Genomic DNA, 19,912 nt, shown 5'->3' on the forward strand with positions numbered 1-19,912 from the left:
GGGCATTGCCAAGACCGATCCACTGTATATAATCCCAGTCACTGTATAAAAAGACAGAGCGATCAATATGCTAAAGCTGACGCCACGCCAAGCAGAGATTCTGGCCTTCATCAAACGCTGCCTCGAAGACAACGGTTACCCGCCGACACGTGCGGAAATCGCTCAGGAACTGGGTTTCAAATCGCCCAATGCGGCTGAAGAGCACCTGAAAGCACTGGCCCGAAAAGGTGCTATCGAGATGACCCCGGGCGCCTCCCGCGGCATTCGCATCCCTGGCTTCGAAGCCAAGGCCGACGAATCCACACTGCCGATCATCGGCCGAGTGGCCGCCGGCGCGCCGATACTGGCCCAGCAGCACATCGAAGAGTCCTGCAACATCAACCCTGCCTTCTTCCATCCGCGTGCCGACTACCTGCTACGCGTTCATGGCATGAGCATGAAAGACGTCGGTATTTTCGACGGCGACTTGCTGGCCGTCCACACCACCCGTGAAGCCCGCAACGGCCAGATCGTCGTGGCACGGATCGGTGATGAAGTGACCGTCAAGCGTTTCAAGCGCGATGGCAGCAAGGTCTGGTTACTTGCCGAAAACCCTGAATTCGCCCCTATCGAAGTGAACCTGAAAGATCAGGAACTGGTGATCGAAGGCTTGAGTGTTGGCGTCATTCGCCGCTAAAGGAGGCTCTATGCAGTTCCCACACACACCACAGCAAGCCCAACTGCCATTGTTCGAGGCATTTATGGCGCAGCCATTGGCACCGATCCTGAAAGACGTGGTCGAGTCGCCTTGGAGCGCAGAACCCGAAGTCTTCAGCGAGCTGTCATTGCGTGGTGCGGCGGGGAACTGCCTGAACCTTCTGGCGCCCATTCTACGGGAGCTGAGTCAGGATCAGGACGCACGCTGGCTGACACTGATTGCTCCGCCCGCCAGCCTGACTCAAGTGTGGCTGCGCGAAGCTGGCCTCAACCGCGAACGTATCCTGCTGCTGCAACCGCGCGGCACTCAGAGTGCCCAGCAGCTGACTTGCGAAGCCTTGCGCCTGGGCCGCAGCCACACGGTTGTCAGCTGGCTCAACCCGCTGAACACAAACTCACGGCAACAACTGATCAGCGCAGCCCGTATCGGGGATGCCCAAAGCCTGAATATTCGATTGGGTTAACGTGTATCAACGCGCCATGCATAGCGCAGGGCTTCTCAACGGACAGAGAAGCCGGACTGGAGCGGTATCAGCAGAAAGCGACGAACGGGATCAATGAAGGACCCGCGAACCCTCATCCGTATTGAATTCACCTTCAACCAGGCGCCCTGCCATCTGCACGCCGACGCTCAACATCGCCTTGGCGACTTCCACGTGCTGACCTTGCAGGAACACTTTGGCATCCTCGGAGAAATCCAAAGTAACCAGAGAACCTTCGTCCTCGGCCCTGCGCAGCTCGATTCGGCCGTCTGGCAACTCGACAATTTCTAGAAAGGACGTTGGCATAAAGGTCTGTTCTCCACGAAAGGCGGGGATTATATAGGCATCGGCCAGGCTTCGCTCAGTAACTTGACCAGATGTCATCGCGAAGCAGAATCTACCAGCGCTCATCCCTGAGCAGACGACCCATCGGGTCATCCTTCCCTTAACACTCGTTCAAACCTTCGCGAAACCGAATCGCCAACCCTTTCAGGTTCTGACGCCAGCTCTCCAGCTCTTCCCGGCTCAGCTCCTCTGGCGCGTCTTCATCATCCAGATTAACGGCCAGGATGAGTGGTTGCGTCACATCACCTTTAGGCTTGTGCGGAGCGCGAGGTGGTTGAAACAACGCTGCGTGAGCCGCCAGCAGTTTGGCCAGCCAGGTTTCAGGGTTTTGCGCCAACTCGACCATCTCGGCCATTTCGGGAATGGCGATGGTGTCCAGCATCTCGCGAGTCAGCAGTAACTCGGCACGAGGCGCGCTGGCCTGAGGCAGGCGATAGAAGCCGGCGATTTCATGGCACAAGCCCAGCAACGCACCGTACAGGTGGAACAACGCCGATTCACGTCCTGCCTGAATCAACGCCAGGGAGTTCATTGCCCGCCCCTCTTCGGCTTTAGCGAGCGCTTCCAGCGACAGGCCGGCGAAATAAATCTTCTGGTTGGTGCGGGTATAGAGTTCGTGGGCCATGACGGCAGTCTCCACAACGAAATAATTGCTTCACGCAGGTCAGACAGTGTCGTGGATGACCTCCGCCTCCCGCAAGTACAAAACAAAAAGGCCGCATGAAAACCCGAAGGTTTGCATGCGGCCTTTTGTGTATCGCGCCTGATTAAGCCTTGGCTGCCGGGCGCTTGTCTTCAACGGTCCACTTGCCGCCGTCGTAATACGCCTTCCAGCCAGTCGGCTTGCCGTCGACTTCAGTCTGCACGTATTGCTCTTTGGTCTTGCGGCTGTAACGGATCACGGCAGGCAGGCCGTCCGGATCCTTTTTAGGTGCTTCGCAGAGGAAATGGTACTTCGGATCGATTTCATCCTTGTGCGGCACAATTTCCATGACCAGCGGAGCACGCGTCTCGCGGTTTTTCGGGAATTGGCTGGCTGCCAGGAACAGACCCGAAGCACCGTCACGCAAGATATAGGTGTCGTTGACCTTCTCGCATTTCAGCTCAGGCATCTTCACCGGGTCCATCTTCGGCGGTGCCGCGTCACCACTTTTCAGCAGTTTGCGGGTGTTCTTGCACGTTGCATTGGTGCACCCGAAGAACTTGCCGAAACGGCCGGTCTTGAGCTGCATCTCACTGCCGCACTTGTCGCATTCCAGGCTCGGACCTTCATAGCCCTTGATGCGGTAGTTACCCTCTTCGATTTCGTAGCCGTCGCAATCAGGGTTGTTACCGCAGATGTGCAGCTTGCGCTTTTCATCCAGAAGGTACGCATCCATCGCCGTGCTGCAAATCGGGCAACGGTGTTTGCCGCGCAGGACCAGCGATTCCGATTCACCCTCGTCATCCGCAGCGATTTCATCGCCCGGCACCAGGTTGACGGTGGCCTTGCAGCGTTCCTTCGGTGGCAGGCTGTAGCCCGAGCAACCCAGGAACACACCAGTGGACGCGGTACGAATCTGCATTGGACGACCGCACAACACGCACGGAATGTCAGTCATTACCGGCTGGTTGGCGCGCATGCCGCCTTCGGCGCTTTCGGCTACTTCGAGCTTCTTCTTGAAGTCGCCATAGAACTCGTCGAGCACGTTTTTCCAGTCCCGTTCGCCTTGGGCCACGTCATCGAGGTTCTCTTCCATGCCGGCGGTGAAGCCGTAGTCCATGAGATTGGAGAAGCTCTCGGCCAGACGTTCAGTGACGATATCGCCCATCTTTTCCGAGTAGAAACGACGGTTGTGCAGCGCGACGTAGCCACGGTCCTGAATGGTCGAAATGATCGCCGCATAGGTCGAAGGACGACCGATGCCGCGTTTTTCCATTTCTTTAACCAGGCTCGCTTCCGAGTAACGCGCCGGCGGCTTGGTGAAGTGCTGGGTCGGATCAAGCTTGATCAGCTTCATCGCGTCGCCCTGGGCCATGTCCGGCAGCACATCGTCATCGCCTGGCTTGGCGATTTGCGGCATGACGCGGGTGTAACCGTCGAACTTCAGGATACGGCCCTTGGCGCGCAGCTCGAAATCACCGGCGCCGACAGTAACAGTGGTCGACAGGTATTGAGCCGGCAGCATCTGGCAAGCGAGGAACTGGCGCCAGATCAGCTCGTAGAGCCGCTCTGCGTCACGTTCCATGCCCGACAGCTTGCTTGGCTCGGTATTGGCGTCGGACGGACGAATCGCTTCGTGAGCCTCTTGTGCGCCTTCCTTGCTGCTGTAGACGTTCGGGGTTTCCGGCAGGTACTTCTTGCCGAACTCGCCTTCGATATAAGTGCGCGCCATCGTCACGGCATCGGCCGAGAGGTTGGTGGAGTCGGTACGCATATAAGTGATGTAGCCCGCTTCGTACAAACGCTGGGCCATCATCATGGTTTTCTTCACACCGAAGCCCAGGCGGTTACTCGCAGCCTGTTGCAGGGTGGACGTGATGAACGGTGCCGACGGCTTGCTGCTGGTCGGTTTGTCTTCGCGCTTGACGATGCTGTAGCTGGAAGCCTTGAGCTTCTCCAGCGCAGCCATGGCCTGGGCTTCGTTGAGCGGCTTGAAGGCCTCGCCTTTCTCGCGGGCCACATCAAAGCGCACGGTCGCGCCCTTGGCGGTGCCCAGGTCAGCGTGAACTTCCCAGTACTCTTCCGGGTTGAACGCGCGAATTTCACGCTCACGCTCAACGACCAGCTTCACCGCCACCGACTGCACACGACCGGCAGACAGGCCACGGGCAACCTTGGCCCACAGCAGCGGAGAAACCATGTAACCCACGACACGATCGAGGAAACGACGTGCTTGCTGTGCGTTTACACGATCAATGTCCAGCTCGCCCGGCTTGGAGAAGGCTTCCTGGATCGCTTTCTTGGTGATTTCGTTGAACACCACGCGCTTGTAGCGGCTGTCGTCACCACCGATGGCTTCGCGCAGGTGCCAGGCAATGGCTTCCCCCTCGCGATCCAAGTCGGTTGCGAGATAGATGGTGTCAGCATCCTTGGCGAGCCGGCGCAGCTCTTCGATGACCTTTTCCTTGCCAGGGAGGATCTCGTACTTGGCTTTCCAGCCATGATCGGGATCGACACCCATGCGCGAGACCAGCTGCTTGCGCGCTTTCTCTTTCGGCGTGAGCACCGGACCTTCACCCGCGGCGGCCTTGCCGCGCTTGGCGGCTGGCTCTTTGCTGGCGCTAGCCGAACCGCTGGTGGGCAGGTCTCGGATATGGCCGATACTCGACTTCACCACGTATTGGTTACCCAGATACTTGTTGATGGTCTTGGCCTTAGCCGGGGATTCCACAATGACCAGCGATTTGCCCATGGATCAGAAAATTCCTGAATTCTAGAAGTGAAAGGCGGTTGGCGCCTGACGCGGCACCGCTATATATAGTGGCTACAAGGTGAGGTCAAGCGCAGGGTTTTGCGCGCACTCAGCTTATGGCGTCGAAAAAAGGCTCGGTTCGGCTTGCACCAAAGCAAAGCGTGGCACCTGTTCGCCGTCAACTTCGACCGACTCCAGGAACATGCTCAAGGGACGCACCCAAAAGCCGTAATCGCCATACAGGGCTTGATAGAAGACCACTTCTTCTTCGGTTTCCGAGTGCCGCGCAATGCTGAATACGCGGTACTGCGGACCTTTGTAATGCTGGTAGAGCCCAGGTTGTATCGGCATGGCTTGGCCCTCACTCAAATCTTTTAAAAATAAAAACAAAAAATAAATTCAGAAAAACAAAAACCGGGGCACTTGGCCCCGGCTTCCGTCAACGGAACGCTTAAACGCGTTCGAAGACGGTGGAGATGCCTTGGCCGAGACCAATGCACATGGTGGCTACCCCGAAGGTGCCGCCATTTTGCTTCATCACGTTCAGCAGAGTGCCGGAGATACGAGCACCGGAGCAACCGAACGGGTGACCCAAGGCGATTGCGCCGCCGTGCAGGTTAACCTTCTCGTTCATCTTGTCGAGTACTTTCAGATCTTTCAGCACTGGCAAGGCCTGTGCGGCGAAAGCTTCATTGAGCTCGAAGAAGTCGATATCGTTAATACCAAGGCCCGCACGCTTCAAGGCTTTTTGGGTGGCCGGTACTGGACCATAGCCCATGATCGCCGGGTCCACACCTGCCACTGCCATCGAGCGGATCACCGCCATAGGCTGGATGCCCAGGTCTTGTGCACGCTGCGCCGACATCACGATCATGCACGAAGCACCGTCGGTGATCTGCGACGAAGTACCCGCTGTCACGGTGCCGCCCTTCGGGTTGAAAGCAGGCTTGAGAGCCGCCAGGCTTTCCAGGGTGGTTTCCGGACGAATGGTTTCGTCGTAGTCGAACAGTTTCAGGAAACCGTTCTCGTCGTAGCCCTGCATCGGGATGATTTCGTCTTTGAACTTGCCTTCCACAGTCGCCTTGTGAGCGAGCTGGTGGGAACGCACGCCGAAAGCATCCTGTTGTTCGCGAGTGATGCCGTGCATTTTACCCAGCATTTCAGCGGTCAGGCCCATCATGCCCGAAGCTTTTGCCGCGTACAGCGACATGTGCGGGTTCGGATCGACACCGTGCATCATGCTCACGTGGCCCATGTGCTCGACGCCACCGACCACGAACACGTCACCGTTGCCGGTCATGATCGCTTGTGCGGCAGTGTGCAGAGCGCTCATCGACGAACCACACAGACGGCTGACGGTCTGGCCGGCGGCAGTGTGCGGGATCTGAGTCATCAGCGACGCCATGCGAGCAATGTTCCAGCCCTGCTCCAGGGTCTGGTTTACGCAGCCCCAGATGACGTCTTCGACTTCATTCGGGTCGACCTTGACGTTGCGCTCCAGTAATTTGCTGATCAGGTGCGCCGACATATCTTCGGCGCGGGTGTTGCGGTGCATGCCGCCCTTGGAGCGGCCCATCGGAGTACGACCGAAGTCGACAATCACGACGTCTCTTGGATTCAAGCTCATAAAATTTCACTCTCGCTCAAAAGTTGGGACGCTTAACCGAAGAACCGTTGGCCGGTTTTGGCCATTTCACGCAGTTTTGCGGTCGGGTGGTACAGCGCGCCCAAATCAGCGTACTGGTCAGCCAGGGCAACGAACTCGGCAACACCGATCGAATCGATGTAGCGCAGCGCACCGCCACGGAATGGAGGGAAACCAATACCGTAGACCAGACCCATGTCGGCTTCGGCAGCAGTTTCGACGATGCCGTCTTCCAGGCAACGCACGGTTTCCAGGCACAGCGGGATCATCATCCAGTTGATGATGTCTTCGTCAGTGACTTCGCGCTGCTCGTAAACGATCGGCTTGAGCACTTCCAGCACCGACGGATCGGCCACCTTCTTCTGCTTGCCTTTCTTGTCGGTCTCGTAGGCGTAGAAGCCTTTGCCATTCTTCTGGCCCAGGCGCTTGGCTTCGTAGAGGACGTCCACAGCCGAGCGGCGGTCGTCTTTCATGCGGTCCGGGAAGCCTTCAGCCATCACGTCACGACCGTGGTGACCGGTGTCGATGCCGACCACGTCCATCAGGTAGGCCGGGCCCATCGGCCAGCCGAATTTTTCCATGACCTTGTCGATACGGACGAAGTCCACGCCGGCGCTGACCAGCTTGGCGAAACCGCCGAAGTACGGGAACAGCACGCGGTTGACCAGGAAGCCCGGGCAGTCGTTGACGACGATCGGGTTCTTGCCCATTTTCTTGGCGTAGGCAACGGTGGTGGCAACCGCCAGCTCACTGGACTTCTCGCCACGAATCACTTCAACCAGCGGCATCATGTGCACCGGGTTGAAGAAGTGCATGCCGACGAAGTTTTCCGGACGCTTGAGGGCCTTGGCCAGCAAGGTGATGGAAATGGTCGAGGTGTTGGACGCGAGGATGGTGTCCTCTTTGACCTTGTCTTCGACTTCAGCCAGCACGGCTTGCTTGACCTTTGGATTCTCGACGACCGCTTCGACAACCAGATCCACGTGACCGAAATCACCGTAGGACAGGGTCGGACGAATGCCGTTGAGCACTTCAGCCATTTTCGCCGGGGTCATGCGACCTTTATCAACGCGGCCGACCAACAGCTTGGCGGCTTCTGCCAGACCTTGCTCGATGCCGTGCTCGTTGATGTCTTTCATCAGGATCGGAGTGCCTTTGGACGCCGACTGATAAGCGATACCACCGCCCATGATGCCAGCGCCCAATACGGCAGCCTGCTTCACGTCCTTGGCGATTTCATCGTAGGCCTTGGCCTTTTTCTTCAGCTCCTGATCGTTCAGGAACAGACCGATCAAACTCTGCGCGGCAGAGGTCTTGGCCAGTTTGACGAAACCGGCCGCTTCGACTTCCAGCGCCTTGTCGCGACCGAAGTTCGCGGCTTTCTGGATGGTCTTGATCGCTTCAACCGGTGCCGGGTAGTTAGGACCCGCTTGCCCGGCAACGAAACCTTTGGCGGTTTCGAAAGCCATCATTTGTTCGATGGCATTCAGCTTGAGCTTTTCCAGCTTCGGCTGACGCTTGGCCTTGTAGTCGAACTCGCCGGAGATGGCACGCTTGATCAGCTCAAGGGCCGCTTCCTGCAGCTTCTCAGGTGCAACCACTGCATCGACGGCGCTGACTTTCAGTGCGTCTTCAGGACGGTTTTCCTTGCCGGAGGCAATCCACTCGATGGCGTTGTCGGCACCGATCAGGCGCGGCAGGCGCACGGTGCCGCCAAAGCCAGGGTAGATGCCCAGCTTCACTTCCGGCAGACCGATCTTGGCCTTGGTCGACATGACGCGGTAGTCCGCCGCCAGGCACATTTCCAGACCGCCACCCAGGGCGATACCGTTGATAGCGGCGACAGTCGGGACGTTGAGGTCTTCGAAATCGCTGAAAATCTTGTTGGCTTCCAGATTGCCAGCAACAAGCTCGGCATCAGGCAGCTTGAAGTTCTCGACAAATTCGGTGATGTCGGCGCCGACGATGAAGACGTCCTTGCCACTGCTGACGATCACACCCTTGATCGAAGCATCTGCCTTGATGGTGTCTACGGCCTGACGCAGTTCGTTCAGGGTTAGACGGTTGAACTTGTTGACGGACTCACCCTTGAGGTCGAATTTCAATTCGACGATGCCACTTTCAAGAGCCTTAACCGTGATGGCTTTACCTTCGTAAATCATCAACTGATCTCCACGATATGGAAGCTGAACAGTACACGTCGGACGCAGGCAAATGGCTTGGCAGGACGTTTAACGTCGATGCTACGCCAATCCACCCGGCACACCCGCCAACGCGATAGTCGGGATTCTGTAGGAGCGATCTGTAATACAAACGCTCAATTCATACGCCCGTTTGATTTGGGTATGCCACCTTCACGGAATTTCCGACAATTGTCAATCGCCCAAAATACAGGTTGAAACGCGACTTTGCGGTCACTTCCGTACTGCGAAGATCTTCAACACGCAGATGCATGTGTAGCCATTCATAGAATCAATAGTTAGAAAAGTCGCCCTAATTCGCTGCAGCCTTTGTTTAACAAGCTACGCTGGCAGGAACCTGAGAAAAAAATGTCAACGCTGCTGGCGGATGCCCGGCGTAGATTCAGCGACACAAAGAATTACCGGCCTGCCTGGCCAACCCCGGCCCGATGATGATGTCGGGCTTTTTATTGCCTGTCTGTCGGAGGTTTCGCGCCATTGCAGCGCGAAATGTCCACGGGTCATGCCAGCGCTTTCAGCACCGCATCAATGTCCTGCAATACTGTCGCTTCTCCTTTTTCTCCCCAATACAGCGTAATCATTTGCTTGTCCGCCTCAATCTTGTAGACATTGGCTGGCAATTTTTCGAAATGATTGAGCAGCGCTTGATCCTCGCAGACCTCCTGCCACTGATTCACCCACACACCTGGCGACTTTTGCCAGTAGCTCCAGCACGCGGGCTGGCTGCCACGACGCGGCCGATGGTACTGGGCACACGGGCTCGGCGGCTCCTGACTCAGCCAGTGCGGCCACTCTTGCGGTGCCAGTTGCATGGACAGCCCGATGCGTCGCGCCTCCATCCGTAACGCCATTCGTCCACTCTGCCCGCGAGACGGGCGCAACCATGCAAGTGGGCTCAGTACCACCAGCAGGATTGACACCACTATCCAGACCGTCATATCTGTACTCCCGATTCTTGATGGGCGCTTTGAGTCACTTTGAAACCAATGCGCTTGAAACCAGCCATACTTACCAATATTGCAATCCTCAGGAGGAGCACCTCATGCCCTACACCCACATCCTGGTCGCTGTAGACCTAACCGAAGAGTGCGACCCTGTCATCCACCGTGCTCGCGAGCTATCGGTGAGCAGCGGTGCGAAATTATCCCTGGTACACATCGTCGAACCCATGGCCATGGCCTTTGGCGGCGACGTCCCCATGGACCTGTCACAACTGCAACAACAACAGTTTGATCAGGCCAAGGAGCGACTGGACCGGTTGATCGTGAAATACCCGGAACTCTCCAGGGAATACAGTCACCTGACCTACGGCCAGCCACGCCAGGAGATCCACCACTTGGCCAAGGAACAAACCTGCGACCTGATCGTGGTGGGCAGCCATGGTCGACACGGCCTGGCACTGCTGCTGGGCTCGACCGCCAATGACGTGCTGCACGGTGCGCCTTGCGATGTACTCGCGGTTCGCCTGATCAAGAGCTGACCGCTCCCACAGGGCGTCTACTACAGCCTGTAGATCGCAATCGATACAAAAAGCCCGGCGCTCATCACTGAGCGCCGGGCTTTTTTATCGCAGGGTCAATCAGGCATCCAGCTCAGCCCAGCGCTCGACCATCACGTCCAGTTCAGCCTGCAACTGTTCCAGCTGAGCGATCACCGCGGCTGTCTCCGTGGCCGGGCGCTGATAGAAAGCCGTATCAGCCATCTGAGCTTCAACGGTTGCGATCTGCTTTTCCATGACTTCGATCTGACCCGGCAACATTTCCAGCTCACGCTGCAATTTGTAGCTGAGCTTTTTCTTCGCCACCGGCGCTTCGACCGCTGCTGCTACTGGTGCCGCTTCGGCAGTCACAACCGCGGAGGCCAGGTCGGCCTTGCCGGATTTGCTCTCGGTCACGCCCAACAGACGCGGCGAACCGCCCTGACGCAACCAGTCCTGATAACCACCGACGTATTCGCGAACCTTGCCTTCACCTTCGAAAACCAGGGTGCTGGTAACCACGTTATCGAGGAATGCCCGGTCGTGGCTGACCATCAGCACGGTGCCGTTGAAGGTCAGCAAGACCTCTTCCAACAGTTCGAGAGTTTCAACGTCGAGGTCGTTGGTCGGTTCGTCGAGGACCAGCAGGTTGGCCGGCTTGCTGAACAGTTTCGCCAGCAGCAGGCGCGCACGCTCACCACCCGACAGCGCCTTGACCGGCGTGCGGGCACGCTGCGGGCTGAACAGGAAGTCGCCGAGGTAGCTCAGCACGTGACGGCTCTGACCGTCGATATCGATGAAGTCGCGACCTTCGGCAACGTTGTCGATCACGGTCTTTTCCAGGTCCAGTTGATGGCGCAACTGGTCGAAGTAGGCCACGTCGATGCGCGTCCCTTCTTCCACTGTGCCGCTGGTCGGTTGCAGACCGCTGAGCATCAGCTTGAGCAATGTGGTCTTGCCGGTACCGTTGGCGCCGAGCAGACCGATACGGTCGCCGCGCGTCAGGACCATCGAGAAGTCCTTGATCAGGAACGGGCCGCCCGGGTGAGCGAAGCTCACGTTCTCGAGGACCATCACCTGCTTGCCGGATTTGTCAGCGGTGTCCAACTGAATGTTGGCCTTGCCGGTGCGCTCGCGACGCTCGCTACGCTCGACGCGCAGGGCTTTCAAGGCGCGTACACGGCCTTCGTTACGGGTGCGACGCGCCTTGATACCCTGGCGGATCCAGACTTCTTCCTGGGCCAGCTTCTTGTCGAACAGCGCGTTGGCGGTCTCTTCAGCCGCCAGCGAGGCCTCTTTGTGCACGAGGAAACTGGCGTAGTCGCCGTTCCAGTCGATCAGGCCGCCGCGATCCAGTTCCAGAATGCGGGTGGCGAGGTTCTGCAGGAATGAACGGTCGTGCGTAATGAACAGCACGGCGCCCTGAAAATCCTTCAGCGCTTCTTCGAGCCAGGCAATCGCACCGATGTCCAGGTGGTTGGTCGGTTCGTCGAGCAGCAGCAGGTCCGGTTCGGAAACCAGGGCCTGAGCCAGCAGGACGCGACGACGCCAGCCGCCGGACAATTGAGCGAGGGTTTTGTCAGCCGGCAATTGCAGACGGCTCAAGGTGCTGTCGACCAGTTGCTGCAGACGCCACCCATCACGAGCTTCGAGGTCGTGCTGGACATGCATCAGCTTGTCCAGGTCGGCATCGGTGACGATGTTCTGGCTCAGGTGGTGATACTGCGCGAGCAGCTCGCCAACACCGTCCAGGCCTTCGGCAACCACGTCGAACACGGTCCGCTCGTCGGCTACCGGCAATTCTTGCGGCAATTCGCCAATCTTGAGGCCTGGCGCACGCCAAACGGAGCCCTCATCGGGCTTCTGGTCGCCCTTGACGAGCTTCATCATGCTGGACTTGCCAGTGCCGTTGCGGCCGATGATGCACACCCGCTCTCCACGGGCGATCTGCCAGGACACCTTGTCCAACAACGGCATAGCGCCGAAAGCAAGGGACACATCGCTGAATTTGAGCAGGGTCATGAGCTTCTCCAAAAACCGGGCGCGTATTCTACCTGACTTGAGGCTTCAGAAGGCCGGCAATTTCACCTTCGTCTCACTCTGCATGACAATTGTTGCGAACTTGTGCCGCAAGGCCGGCAAAGCTTTCGCCCGTTGCTGGCAAAAGGCTAAGCTACAGATTATCCAGTGCGACTTACGTCAGCACTTGTCATGATTTTCTCTGCCCGGACGTCTCATGCGCAGTCGCCTTTTTAGTTTTTTATCTTGTTTGATTCTCTCTGCCGCTGCCGTTCAAACCGCCCAGGCGGTGGACCTGTCTACCCAACGTCAATATTACGATGAGGCCAAGCGTGCCTTGGCCAAGGGCGATACCGGCCCTTATTTCCGTTACAGCCAGGCCCTCAGCGATTATCCGCTGGAGCCGTACCTGGCTTACGATGAACTGACCGCTCGGCTGAAAACCGCCAGCAATGCCGAGATCGAAAAATTCCTTGCCGAACACGGTGACCTGCCCCAAGCCAACTGGATGAAACTGCGCTGGTTGCGCTGGCTGGCCGAGCGCGGTGACTGGGCGACCTTCGTCAAGTATTACGATCCCAAGCTCAATTTCACGGAGCTGGACTGCCTGAACGCGCAGTATCAGATCGGTCACAACCAGAAAACCGAAGGCTACGCCAACGCGAATAAACTCTGGCTGACCGGCAAATCCCAACCTGCCGCGTGCGATGCACTGTTCGGGCAATGGGCCGCCGAAGGCCAACTGACCGAACAAAAACGCTGGGAGCGCACCAAACTCGCCGCCCAGGCACGCAACTATCCGCTGGCCAACAGCCTGATCAGCGGACTGACCACCCTGGCCCCTCGAGGACGCTTGCTGGTTGATGTCGCGCAAAAACCCGAGCTGCTCAACCAGCCTTCGCGCTTCACCCCGGCCGATGAGCCGATGTCCGACGTGGTCAGCCTCGGCTTGCGCCGCCTGGCTCGCGAGGATCCCGACAAGGCCATGAACTTGCTGGATGGCTATGCCAGCAGTATGCATTTCTCCCGTGATGAGAAAGTGGCCATCGCCCGTGAAATCGGCTTGACCCTCGCCCGCCGCTTCGACCCTCGCGCGCTGGACGTCATGACCAAATATGACCCCGAGCTGCGCGACAACACTGTGTCGGAATGGCGCCTGCGCCTATTGCTGCGTCTGGCCCGCTGGGACGATGCCTATCAGTTGACCCGCCGCCTGCCGCAGGATCTGGCGACCACCAATCGCTGGCGCTACTGGCAGGCTCGCAGCCTTGAACTGGCGCAGCCGCAGAACCCGGAAGCGCAAACGCTCTACAAGAATCTCGCCCGTGAGCGCGATTTCTACGGCTTCCTCGCCGCCGACCGTTCGCAGTCTCCCTATTCGCTGGCGAACAAGCCGTTGGTGCTGAGCCAGGCGTTAATGAACAAGGTACGCAACACGCCGGGCATTCGTCGCGCCCTGGAGTTCCACGCTCGCGGGCAGATCGTCGATGGACGCCGTGAGTGGTACCACGTCAGCCGACACTTCAATCGGGATGAAATGGTCGCCCAGGCAAAACTGGCCTACGACCTGAAATGGTATTTCCCGGCGATCCGCACCATCAGTCAGGCGCAATACTGGGACGATCTGGACATCCGCTTCCCGATGGCCCACCGCGAAACCATGGTGCGTGAAGCCAAGGTCCGTGGCCTGCATTCGAGCTGGGTGTTTGCCATCACTCGTCAGGAAAGCGCCTTCATGGACGACGCCCGCTCCGGCGTCGGCGCCAGCGGCCTGATGCAGCTGATGCCGGGCACTGCCAAGGAAACCGCGCGTAAATTCAGCATCCCCTTGGCTTCGCCGCAACAAGTGCTCGACCCGGACAAAAACATCCAGCTCGGCGCCGCCTACCTGAGCCAGGTTCACAGTCAGTTCAACGGCAACCGCGTCCTCGCCTCTGCCGCCTACAACGCCGGCCCTGGCCGTGTTCGTCAGTGGTTGCGCGGCGCCGATCACCTGAGCTTCGACGTGTGGGTGGAGAGCATTCCGTTCGACGAAACCCGCCAGTACGTGCAAAACGTACTGTCGTACTCGGTGATCTACGGCCAGAAACTCAACTCGCCACAACCACTGGTTGATTGGCATGAACGGTATTTTGACGATCAGTGAGGAGGGTTTGACCTCCTGAACAAAAATGCCCGCATCGATTGATGCGGGCATTTTTTTTGCGATCTGCTTGGCCGGTTACTCTGTTACCGGGTCAGTCAGAGCGGTGTACCCATCACTGAACTGCAACGCCGCCAGCCGCGCATACAGCGCATTGCTCGCAATCAGCTCCTGATGCGTTCCCACCGCCACCAGTTTCCCTTGATCCATCACCGCGATCCGGTCGGCGTTTTTCACCGTAGCCAAACGATGGGCGATGACCAGTGTGGTGCGGTTCTTCATCAGGCTCGGCAGGGCTTGCTGGATCAGGTGCTCGCTCTGCGCGTCGAGGGCGCTGGTGGCTTCGTCCAGCAGCAGGATCGGTGCATCCACCAGCAGCGCCCGAGCGATGGCCAGACGTTGACGCTGACCGCCGGACAATCCGAGACCGCCGTCACCCAAGTGGGTCTGGTAACCATTGGGCATTTGCTCGATGAACTCATGGGCGTAGGCAATTTTTGCTGCTTCCTGGACCTGGGCCAAAGTCGCCGTCGGATTGCCGTAGCGGATGTTCTCTTCGATGCTGCCGAAGAACAGTGCCGGGGTTTGCGAGACCAGGGCGAAACAGCGGCGCAGGTCGAGGGGATCGAGCTGGGTCAGCGGCACGCCATCCAAAAGAATCTGCCCTGAGGCCGGATCGTAGAAACGCAGCAGCAGGTCATACACCGTTGACTTGCCGGCACCGGACGGACCGACCAGAGCGAGGGTTTCCCCGGCGTTGATGGCCAGGCTCAAGCCATCGACGGCATAACTCTCCGGGCGTGAAGGATAGGAAAAACGCACGTCTTGCAGCGCCAGACTGCCTTTTACCCGATCAGGCAAGGTCACCAAACCCGTGGTTGGGGGCTGGATGATGTTTTCCGAACGCAGCAACTCGGCAATACGTTCCGCCGCCCCTGCCGCGCGCTGCAGTTCGCCGATCACTTCGCTCAACGTGCCGAAGGCGCTGCCGACAATCAGGCTGTAGAAGACAAAGGCCGCCAGTTCACCCGCCGAGATGCGCCCGGCGATCACGTCCATGCCGCCGACCCAGAGCATCACGCCGACGGCGCCCAGCACCAGCACGATCACCAGGGTAATCAGCCAGGCCCGCTGGAAGATGCGCTTGCGAGCGGTGTTGAACGCTTCTTCAACGGTCACGGCAAAACGTTGCTCGTCCTGGACCTGGTGGTTGTAGGCTTGCACGGTTTTGATCTGACCAAGGGTTTCGGAAACATAGCTGCCAATGTCGGCAATCCGGTCCTGACTCAGGCGCGACAAGCTGCGCACCCGGCGGCCGAAGATCAGGATCGGCGCAATCACCAGGGGCAGCGCCACCACCACAATGCTGGTGAGTTTGGGGTTGGTGATGAACAGCAAGACGATCCCGCCGATCACCATCAGCAAATTGCGCAGAAACAGCGACAACGAAGAGCCGATCACCGATTGCAGCAACGTCGTGTCGGCGGTTAGGCGCGACTGAATTTCGGAGCTGCGATTGTCTTCGTAGAAACCCGGATGCAGATAAACCAGGTGATTGAACACTTGCCGGCGGATGTCCGCGACAACGCGCTCGCCGATCCAGGACACCAGATAAAAGCGCGCAAAGGTGCCGATTGCCAGCCCCACCACCAACACCATGAACAGGCCGATGGATTGGTTGAGCAGGTGTGGCGATTGAGTCATGAACCCCTGATCCACCAACAGCCGAATCCCCTGCCCCATGGACAAGGTGATGCCGGCGGTGACGATCAACGCGAGCAAAGCGCCGAAGGCTTGCCAGCGATAGGGCACAAGAAATCGCAGGGTAAGGCGGATCGCACGGCGGTGACGGGCAGAGAGCATCGAGGTTTTCCAGGTACGCATTGGATGGGCTCAGCCTACACCGCTCAACGTGGGCTGAAACGTTGTAAATCACAATGAGTCACTTTAATTATGACCGCAGAGACTAGGCGCTAGACGCTATCGGTCTAAAGTGCGGGTGGCAACGTTCGGGAATTTCTGGTGGAGTGGGGTTGCCGATCTGGAAAGACCGTAGGGAGTTGTCATAGCCCGGTCACCTGGCGGTTTTAAAGTAGGCGCACAACCTGAAGAGGAGACAGGCCATGTCCTTGCAACACAGCAGCGATGACAAGATTCAAGTGATCCGCACAAAGCGCGACCAGTCTCTGGGTTGCTCGATTATTGATGAGAATGGCCGCGAAGTACCGATCACTGAAGACATGATCCAGGACGCTTGCCGCGAACTGGAAAAGCGATTGGTCAAGCCTGCCGAACAAGAGTGATATAGCCACCGTCTTCTTGACCCGGCCCTGATGGCCGGGTTTTTTATGGGTGCTTTTCCAGAAATCGTGGCGCGGCCATCGCGGGCAAGCCACGCTCCCACACATTTAGGGCGTTAGCCAATTAGCTGAACGACGCAAAACCGGTGGGAGCGTGGCTTGCCCGCGATAGGGCCGACTCGGTTCCTAGACCGCGGTCGCACCCAAAGCCGACACAATCCTCAGCAACTCAGGCGAATCCCCATCGATCCGTACCTTGAGCCCATCGATCTCGCGTCGCTGCGGGTAATGCTTGCGCAACGCATCAAACGCCGCACGCTGCTCACTCACATTGCCGACAAGGCTACGACGGAAATCCGCATCGTCGCGACGCGGGTCGTACACACCGCGGCACAGCATCGCCAACGCCCAGGCCGGATCGCTTTCGGCGCTCAGGGTGACCTGCGACAACCACGGTGCCGGCAGCAAATCGCTCAAGCTGACCTGCGGCGCTTGCCCGATAAATTCGCAATACGCCTGGTAGATCTGCGCCGTCCCGCGCTGTTTGCCGTCAAGGCTGTAACCGGCAATGTGTGGTGTCGCCAACACGCAGAGCTCGGCCAGCGCCACGTCGACTTCAGGTTCGCCTTCCCAAACGTCGAGCACCGCTTGCAGGTCTTCACGCTGCATCAACACCTGGCGCAGGGCGGCGTTGTCCACCACCGGGCCTCGACTGGCGTTGATCAACCAGGCGCCGTGCTTGAGCTGGTTCAAGCGGTTTCGCTCGAACAGATGCCAGGTCGACTGGGCGCCGTGTTTCTTCAAAGGGGTGTGCAGGCTGATGACGTCGCACTGTTCAATGATCTGTTCGAGACTGACGTAATCGCCGCCTTCAGCGGCTTGCCTTGGCGGATCGCACACCAGCACGTTCCAGCCCAGGCCACGCAGAACCTTGACCAGGCGGCCACCGACTTCACCGGCACCGATCACGCCGTAAGTGCGTTGGTTCAGGTCGACGCCCTCGATCTCGGCAAGGGTCAACAGACTGCCGAGCACGTAGTCGACCACGCCCCGGGCATTGCAGCCGGGGGCGCTGGACCAGGTGATGCCGGCCTGCTGAAAGTAGTCCAGGTCCAGGTGGTCGGTGCCAATGGTGCAGGTGCCGACAAAACGCACCTTGCTGCCTTCGAGCAGCGCGCGGTTGACGTTGGTCACCGAACGCACCAGCAGCACATCGGCCTGCTCGACAGTGGCGCGGTCGATGGAGCGCCCCGGCACCCGGCGGATTTCACCGAAACGTTCGAAGAAGGCATCGAGCAGCGGTATATTTTCGTCGGCAACAATCAGCATGGCAGGCTCCTTTGGGGGATCGGCAGTTTAGGCGTAGATGAAGGTGATGGGCCACCCGGGATGCATAAAGATCCGCAAACCGCTTACAAATCCCTAACACAGGACTTTTCCTGACCGCTGCGTCAACGCGTAGAATGCGCCGCCTCGCGCCTCAAAATCTTTGGACGTTTCGCCCTTGAATTCCGTGACCGACCGCCCCGCCGCTACTTCCCTCACCCGCCCGGCCCGGGTTCGCCTGGAGCTCAAAACCCTGCTTGCGCTCGCGCTGCCGATCATGATCGCGCAGCTGGCAACCACCGCCATGGGCTTCGTCGATGCGGTGATGGCCGGTCGGGTCGGACCGCGCGACCTGGCGGCGGTGGCGCTCGGCAACTCGATCTGGGTGCCGGTGTTCCTGTTGATGACCGGCACCCTGCTGGCCACCACCCCGAAAGTCGCCCAGCGTTTCGGCGCTGGTACCCACAGCGAGATCGGTCCGATCGTGCGTCAGGCGCTGTGGCTGGCATTGGTCGTGGGCCTGATCGCGACGGCCATGCTGTTCAGCGCCGAACCGATCCTGCACAAAATGAAGGTCGATCCCGAGCTGATCGGCCCGTGCATGCAGTACCTGCACGGCATCGCCAGCGGCCTGCCCGCCGTTGCCATCTACCATGTGTTGCGCTGCTTCAGTGACGGCCTGGGCCGCACACGCCCGGCGATGGTCCTTGGCCTGTGCGGCCTGGCGCTGAACATTCCGTTGAACTACGTCTTCATCTACGGCCACTTCGGTGTGCCCGCCATGGGCGGTGTCGGCTGTGGCTGGGCCACGGCGATCGTGATGTGGGTGATGGCGCTGGGGATGGCCGGCTGGGAGCGCTGGGCACCGGCTTACCAGTCGAGTCAGTTGTTCAGCCGTTTCGACTGGCCACAATGGTCGGTGATCAAACGCCTGCTGGGCATCGGCCTGCCCATCGGCATTGCGGTGTTCGCCGAGTCGAGCATTTTCGCGGTGATCGCCCTGCTGATTGGCAGCCTCGGCGCCACAGTGGTTGCCGGACATCAGATCGCGCTGAACTTCAGCTCGCTGGTGTTCATGATCCCCTACTCCCTGGGCATGGCGGTGACGGTTCGGGTCGGCCAGGCGCTCGGGCGCCAGGAACCGCGAGAGGCTCGCTTCGCTGCCGGGGTCGGCATGGGCACGGCGCTGGCTTACGCCTGTATTTCGGCGAGCATGATGCTGTTGCTGCGCGAACACATCGCAACGATCTATACGGCTGATCCTACGGTGATTCGCGTGGCGTCGATGCTGATTGTGTATTCGGCGCTGTTCCAGTTTTCCGATGCGATCCAGGTGACCGCGGCCGGCGCGTTGCGCGGTTATCAGGACACGCGGGTGACGATGATCCTGACGCTGTTCGCCTATTGGGGGATCGGTTTGCCGGTGGGTTACGCGTTGGGGCTGACCGACTGGTTTGGCACGCCGAGCGGCCCAAGCGGGCTGTGGCAGGGTTTGATCGTGGGCTTGAGCTGCGCGGCGCTGATGCTGTCGATCCGTCTCACGCGCAGTGCACGCAAACGGATCCGCATCAGCCAATCGGCGGGTTAAGCGAGTTTCTTGCGGATCCAGTACAGGTAGGTGCCAGCCTCTTCGTGCTGCGCGACCAGTTCGTGATCGAGAAACACGCAGAATTTGGGAATGTCGCGACGGGTCGAGGGATCGGTCGCGATCACCTTGAGCAGGCCGCCAGGCACCAGGTCACGGATGTGCTGGTGCAGCATCATCACCGGTTCCGGGCAGTTCAGGCCGGTGGCGTCGAGGGTGCCGTCTACCGGCGTATCAAGCATTTCACTCATGATTAACTCCTGAAACTGGCCGGCATTGTCGCGCATTGCCGGGTGTT

17 protein-coding genes are annotated in these 19,912 nt (G+C 59.0%); 6 read left to right on the forward strand and 11 right to left on the reverse strand.

What is annotated here, in order from left to right; all coding sequences use genetic code 11:
• Positions 1–67 precede the first annotated feature (67 nt).
• Entirely contained in the window at positions 68–676 is a 609-nt protein-coding gene (gene lexA / locus QRN31_RS27335) for a transcriptional repressor LexA (RefSeq protein ID WP_090182100.1), read from the forward strand.
• Between the two features lie 10 nt (positions 677–686).
• Positions 687–1,160: an SOS-induced cell division inhibitor SulA gene (sulA, locus tag QRN31_RS27340; RefSeq protein WP_285435758.1), complete on the forward strand. Its 474-nt coding sequence runs from the start codon at positions 687–689 to the stop codon at positions 1,158–1,160.
• Positions 1,161–1,250: 90 nt separating this feature from the next.
• Here sulA and QRN31_RS27345 read toward each other — a convergent pair whose 3' ends face one another.
• The 7 genes from QRN31_RS27345 to QRN31_RS27375 all read right to left on the reverse strand — a co-directional run bounded on the left by QRN31_RS27345 (position 1,251) and on the right by QRN31_RS27375 (position 9,702).
• Positions 1,251–1,484 carry a hypothetical protein gene (locus tag QRN31_RS27345; RefSeq protein WP_285435759.1) on the reverse strand — a complete coding sequence of 78 codons (234 nt, stop codon included), beginning with the start codon at positions 1,482–1,484 and terminating at the stop codon, positions 1,251–1,253.
• Positions 1,485–1,623: 139 nt separating this feature from the next.
• Complete coding sequence (locus QRN31_RS27350; RefSeq protein ID WP_285435760.1) at positions 1,624–2,148, reverse strand: DUF6586 family protein; 525 nt, start codon at positions 2,146–2,148, stop codon at positions 1,624–1,626.
• Positions 2,149–2,290: 142 nt separating this feature from the next.
• Positions 2,291–4,918 (reverse strand): type I DNA topoisomerase, encoded by a 2,628-nt coding sequence (gene topA, locus QRN31_RS27355; protein WP_285435761.1) that lies wholly within the window; start codon positions 4,916–4,918, stop codon positions 2,291–2,293.
• Between the two features lie 114 nt (positions 4,919–5,032).
• Positions 5,033–5,269 carry a DUF1653 domain-containing protein gene (locus QRN31_RS27360; protein ID WP_285435762.1) on the reverse strand — a complete coding sequence of 79 codons (237 nt, stop codon included), beginning with the start codon at positions 5,267–5,269 and terminating at the stop codon, positions 5,033–5,035.
• Positions 5,270–5,369: 100 nt separating this feature from the next.
• On the reverse strand, positions 5,370–6,545 hold the full coding sequence (gene fadA / locus QRN31_RS27365; protein WP_090182092.1) for an acetyl-CoA C-acyltransferase FadA: 1,176 nt from the start codon (positions 6,543–6,545) through the stop codon (positions 5,370–5,372).
• Positions 6,546–6,577: 32 nt separating this feature from the next.
• Positions 6,578–8,725 (reverse strand): fatty acid oxidation complex subunit alpha FadB, encoded by a 2,148-nt coding sequence (fadB, locus tag QRN31_RS27370; RefSeq protein ID WP_222585457.1) that lies wholly within the window; start codon positions 8,723–8,725, stop codon positions 6,578–6,580.
• Positions 8,726–9,264: 539 nt separating this feature from the next.
• Positions 9,265–9,702: a hypothetical protein gene (locus QRN31_RS27375; RefSeq protein WP_285435763.1), complete on the reverse strand. Its 438-nt coding sequence runs from the start codon at positions 9,700–9,702 to the stop codon at positions 9,265–9,267.
• A gap of 104 nt (positions 9,703–9,806) precedes the next feature.
• Between QRN31_RS27375 and QRN31_RS27380 the strand changes: the two genes are divergently transcribed.
• Positions 9,807–10,244 (forward strand): universal stress protein, encoded by a 438-nt coding sequence (locus QRN31_RS27380; protein ID WP_285435764.1) that lies wholly within the window; start codon positions 9,807–9,809, stop codon positions 10,242–10,244.
• Between the two features lie 99 nt (positions 10,245–10,343).
• Here QRN31_RS27380 and QRN31_RS27385 read toward each other — a convergent pair whose 3' ends face one another.
• Positions 10,344–12,263, reverse strand: a complete 1,920-nt coding sequence (locus tag QRN31_RS27385) for an ATP-binding cassette domain-containing protein (RefSeq protein WP_222585455.1) — start codon at positions 12,261–12,263, stop codon at positions 10,344–10,346.
• 214 nt (positions 12,264–12,477) lie between these two features.
• On the opposite strand from QRN31_RS27385, the gene QRN31_RS27390 reads away from it, so the two are divergent.
• Positions 12,478–14,406, forward strand: coding sequence for a transglycosylase SLT domain-containing protein (locus QRN31_RS27390; RefSeq protein ID WP_285435765.1), 1,929 nt, complete (start codon positions 12,478–12,480; stop codon positions 14,404–14,406).
• Between the two features lie 75 nt (positions 14,407–14,481).
• Here the strand turns inward: QRN31_RS27390 and QRN31_RS27395 are convergent, their stop codons facing one another.
• Positions 14,482–16,287: an ABC transporter transmembrane domain-containing protein gene (locus QRN31_RS27395; protein WP_285435766.1), complete on the reverse strand. Its 1,806-nt coding sequence runs from the start codon at positions 16,285–16,287 to the stop codon at positions 14,482–14,484.
• A gap of 239 nt (positions 16,288–16,526) precedes the next feature.
• On the opposite strand from QRN31_RS27395, the gene QRN31_RS27400 reads away from it, so the two are divergent.
• Positions 16,527–16,706, forward strand: a complete 180-nt coding sequence (locus QRN31_RS27400; protein ID WP_285435767.1) for a PA1571 family protein — start codon at positions 16,527–16,529, stop codon at positions 16,704–16,706.
• Between the two features lie 183 nt (positions 16,707–16,889).
• Here the strand turns inward: QRN31_RS27400 and pdxB are convergent, their stop codons facing one another.
• Positions 16,890–18,032, reverse strand: a complete 1,143-nt coding sequence (gene pdxB, locus QRN31_RS27405) for a 4-phosphoerythronate dehydrogenase PdxB (RefSeq protein WP_285435768.1) — start codon at positions 18,030–18,032, stop codon at positions 16,890–16,892.
• A 175-nt stretch (positions 18,033–18,207) separates the two neighbouring features.
• On the opposite strand from pdxB, the gene QRN31_RS27410 reads away from it, so the two are divergent.
• On the forward strand, positions 18,208–19,617 hold the full coding sequence (locus QRN31_RS27410; protein ID WP_285435769.1) for an MATE family efflux transporter: 1,410 nt from the start codon (positions 18,208–18,210) through the stop codon (positions 19,615–19,617).
• Here QRN31_RS27410 and tusA read toward each other — a convergent pair.
• Positions 19,614–19,865 (reverse strand): sulfurtransferase TusA, encoded by a 252-nt coding sequence (tusA, locus tag QRN31_RS27415; RefSeq protein WP_007945068.1) that lies wholly within the window; start codon positions 19,863–19,865, stop codon positions 19,614–19,616. The genes QRN31_RS27410 and tusA overlap by 4 nt on opposite strands.
• Positions 19,866–19,912: the final 47 nt, after the last annotated feature.

This window comes from Pseudomonas sp. fls2-241-R2A-110, from assembly GCF_030209165.1.
GTDB lineage: Bacteria > Pseudomonadota > Gammaproteobacteria > Pseudomonadales > Pseudomonadaceae > Aquipseudomonas.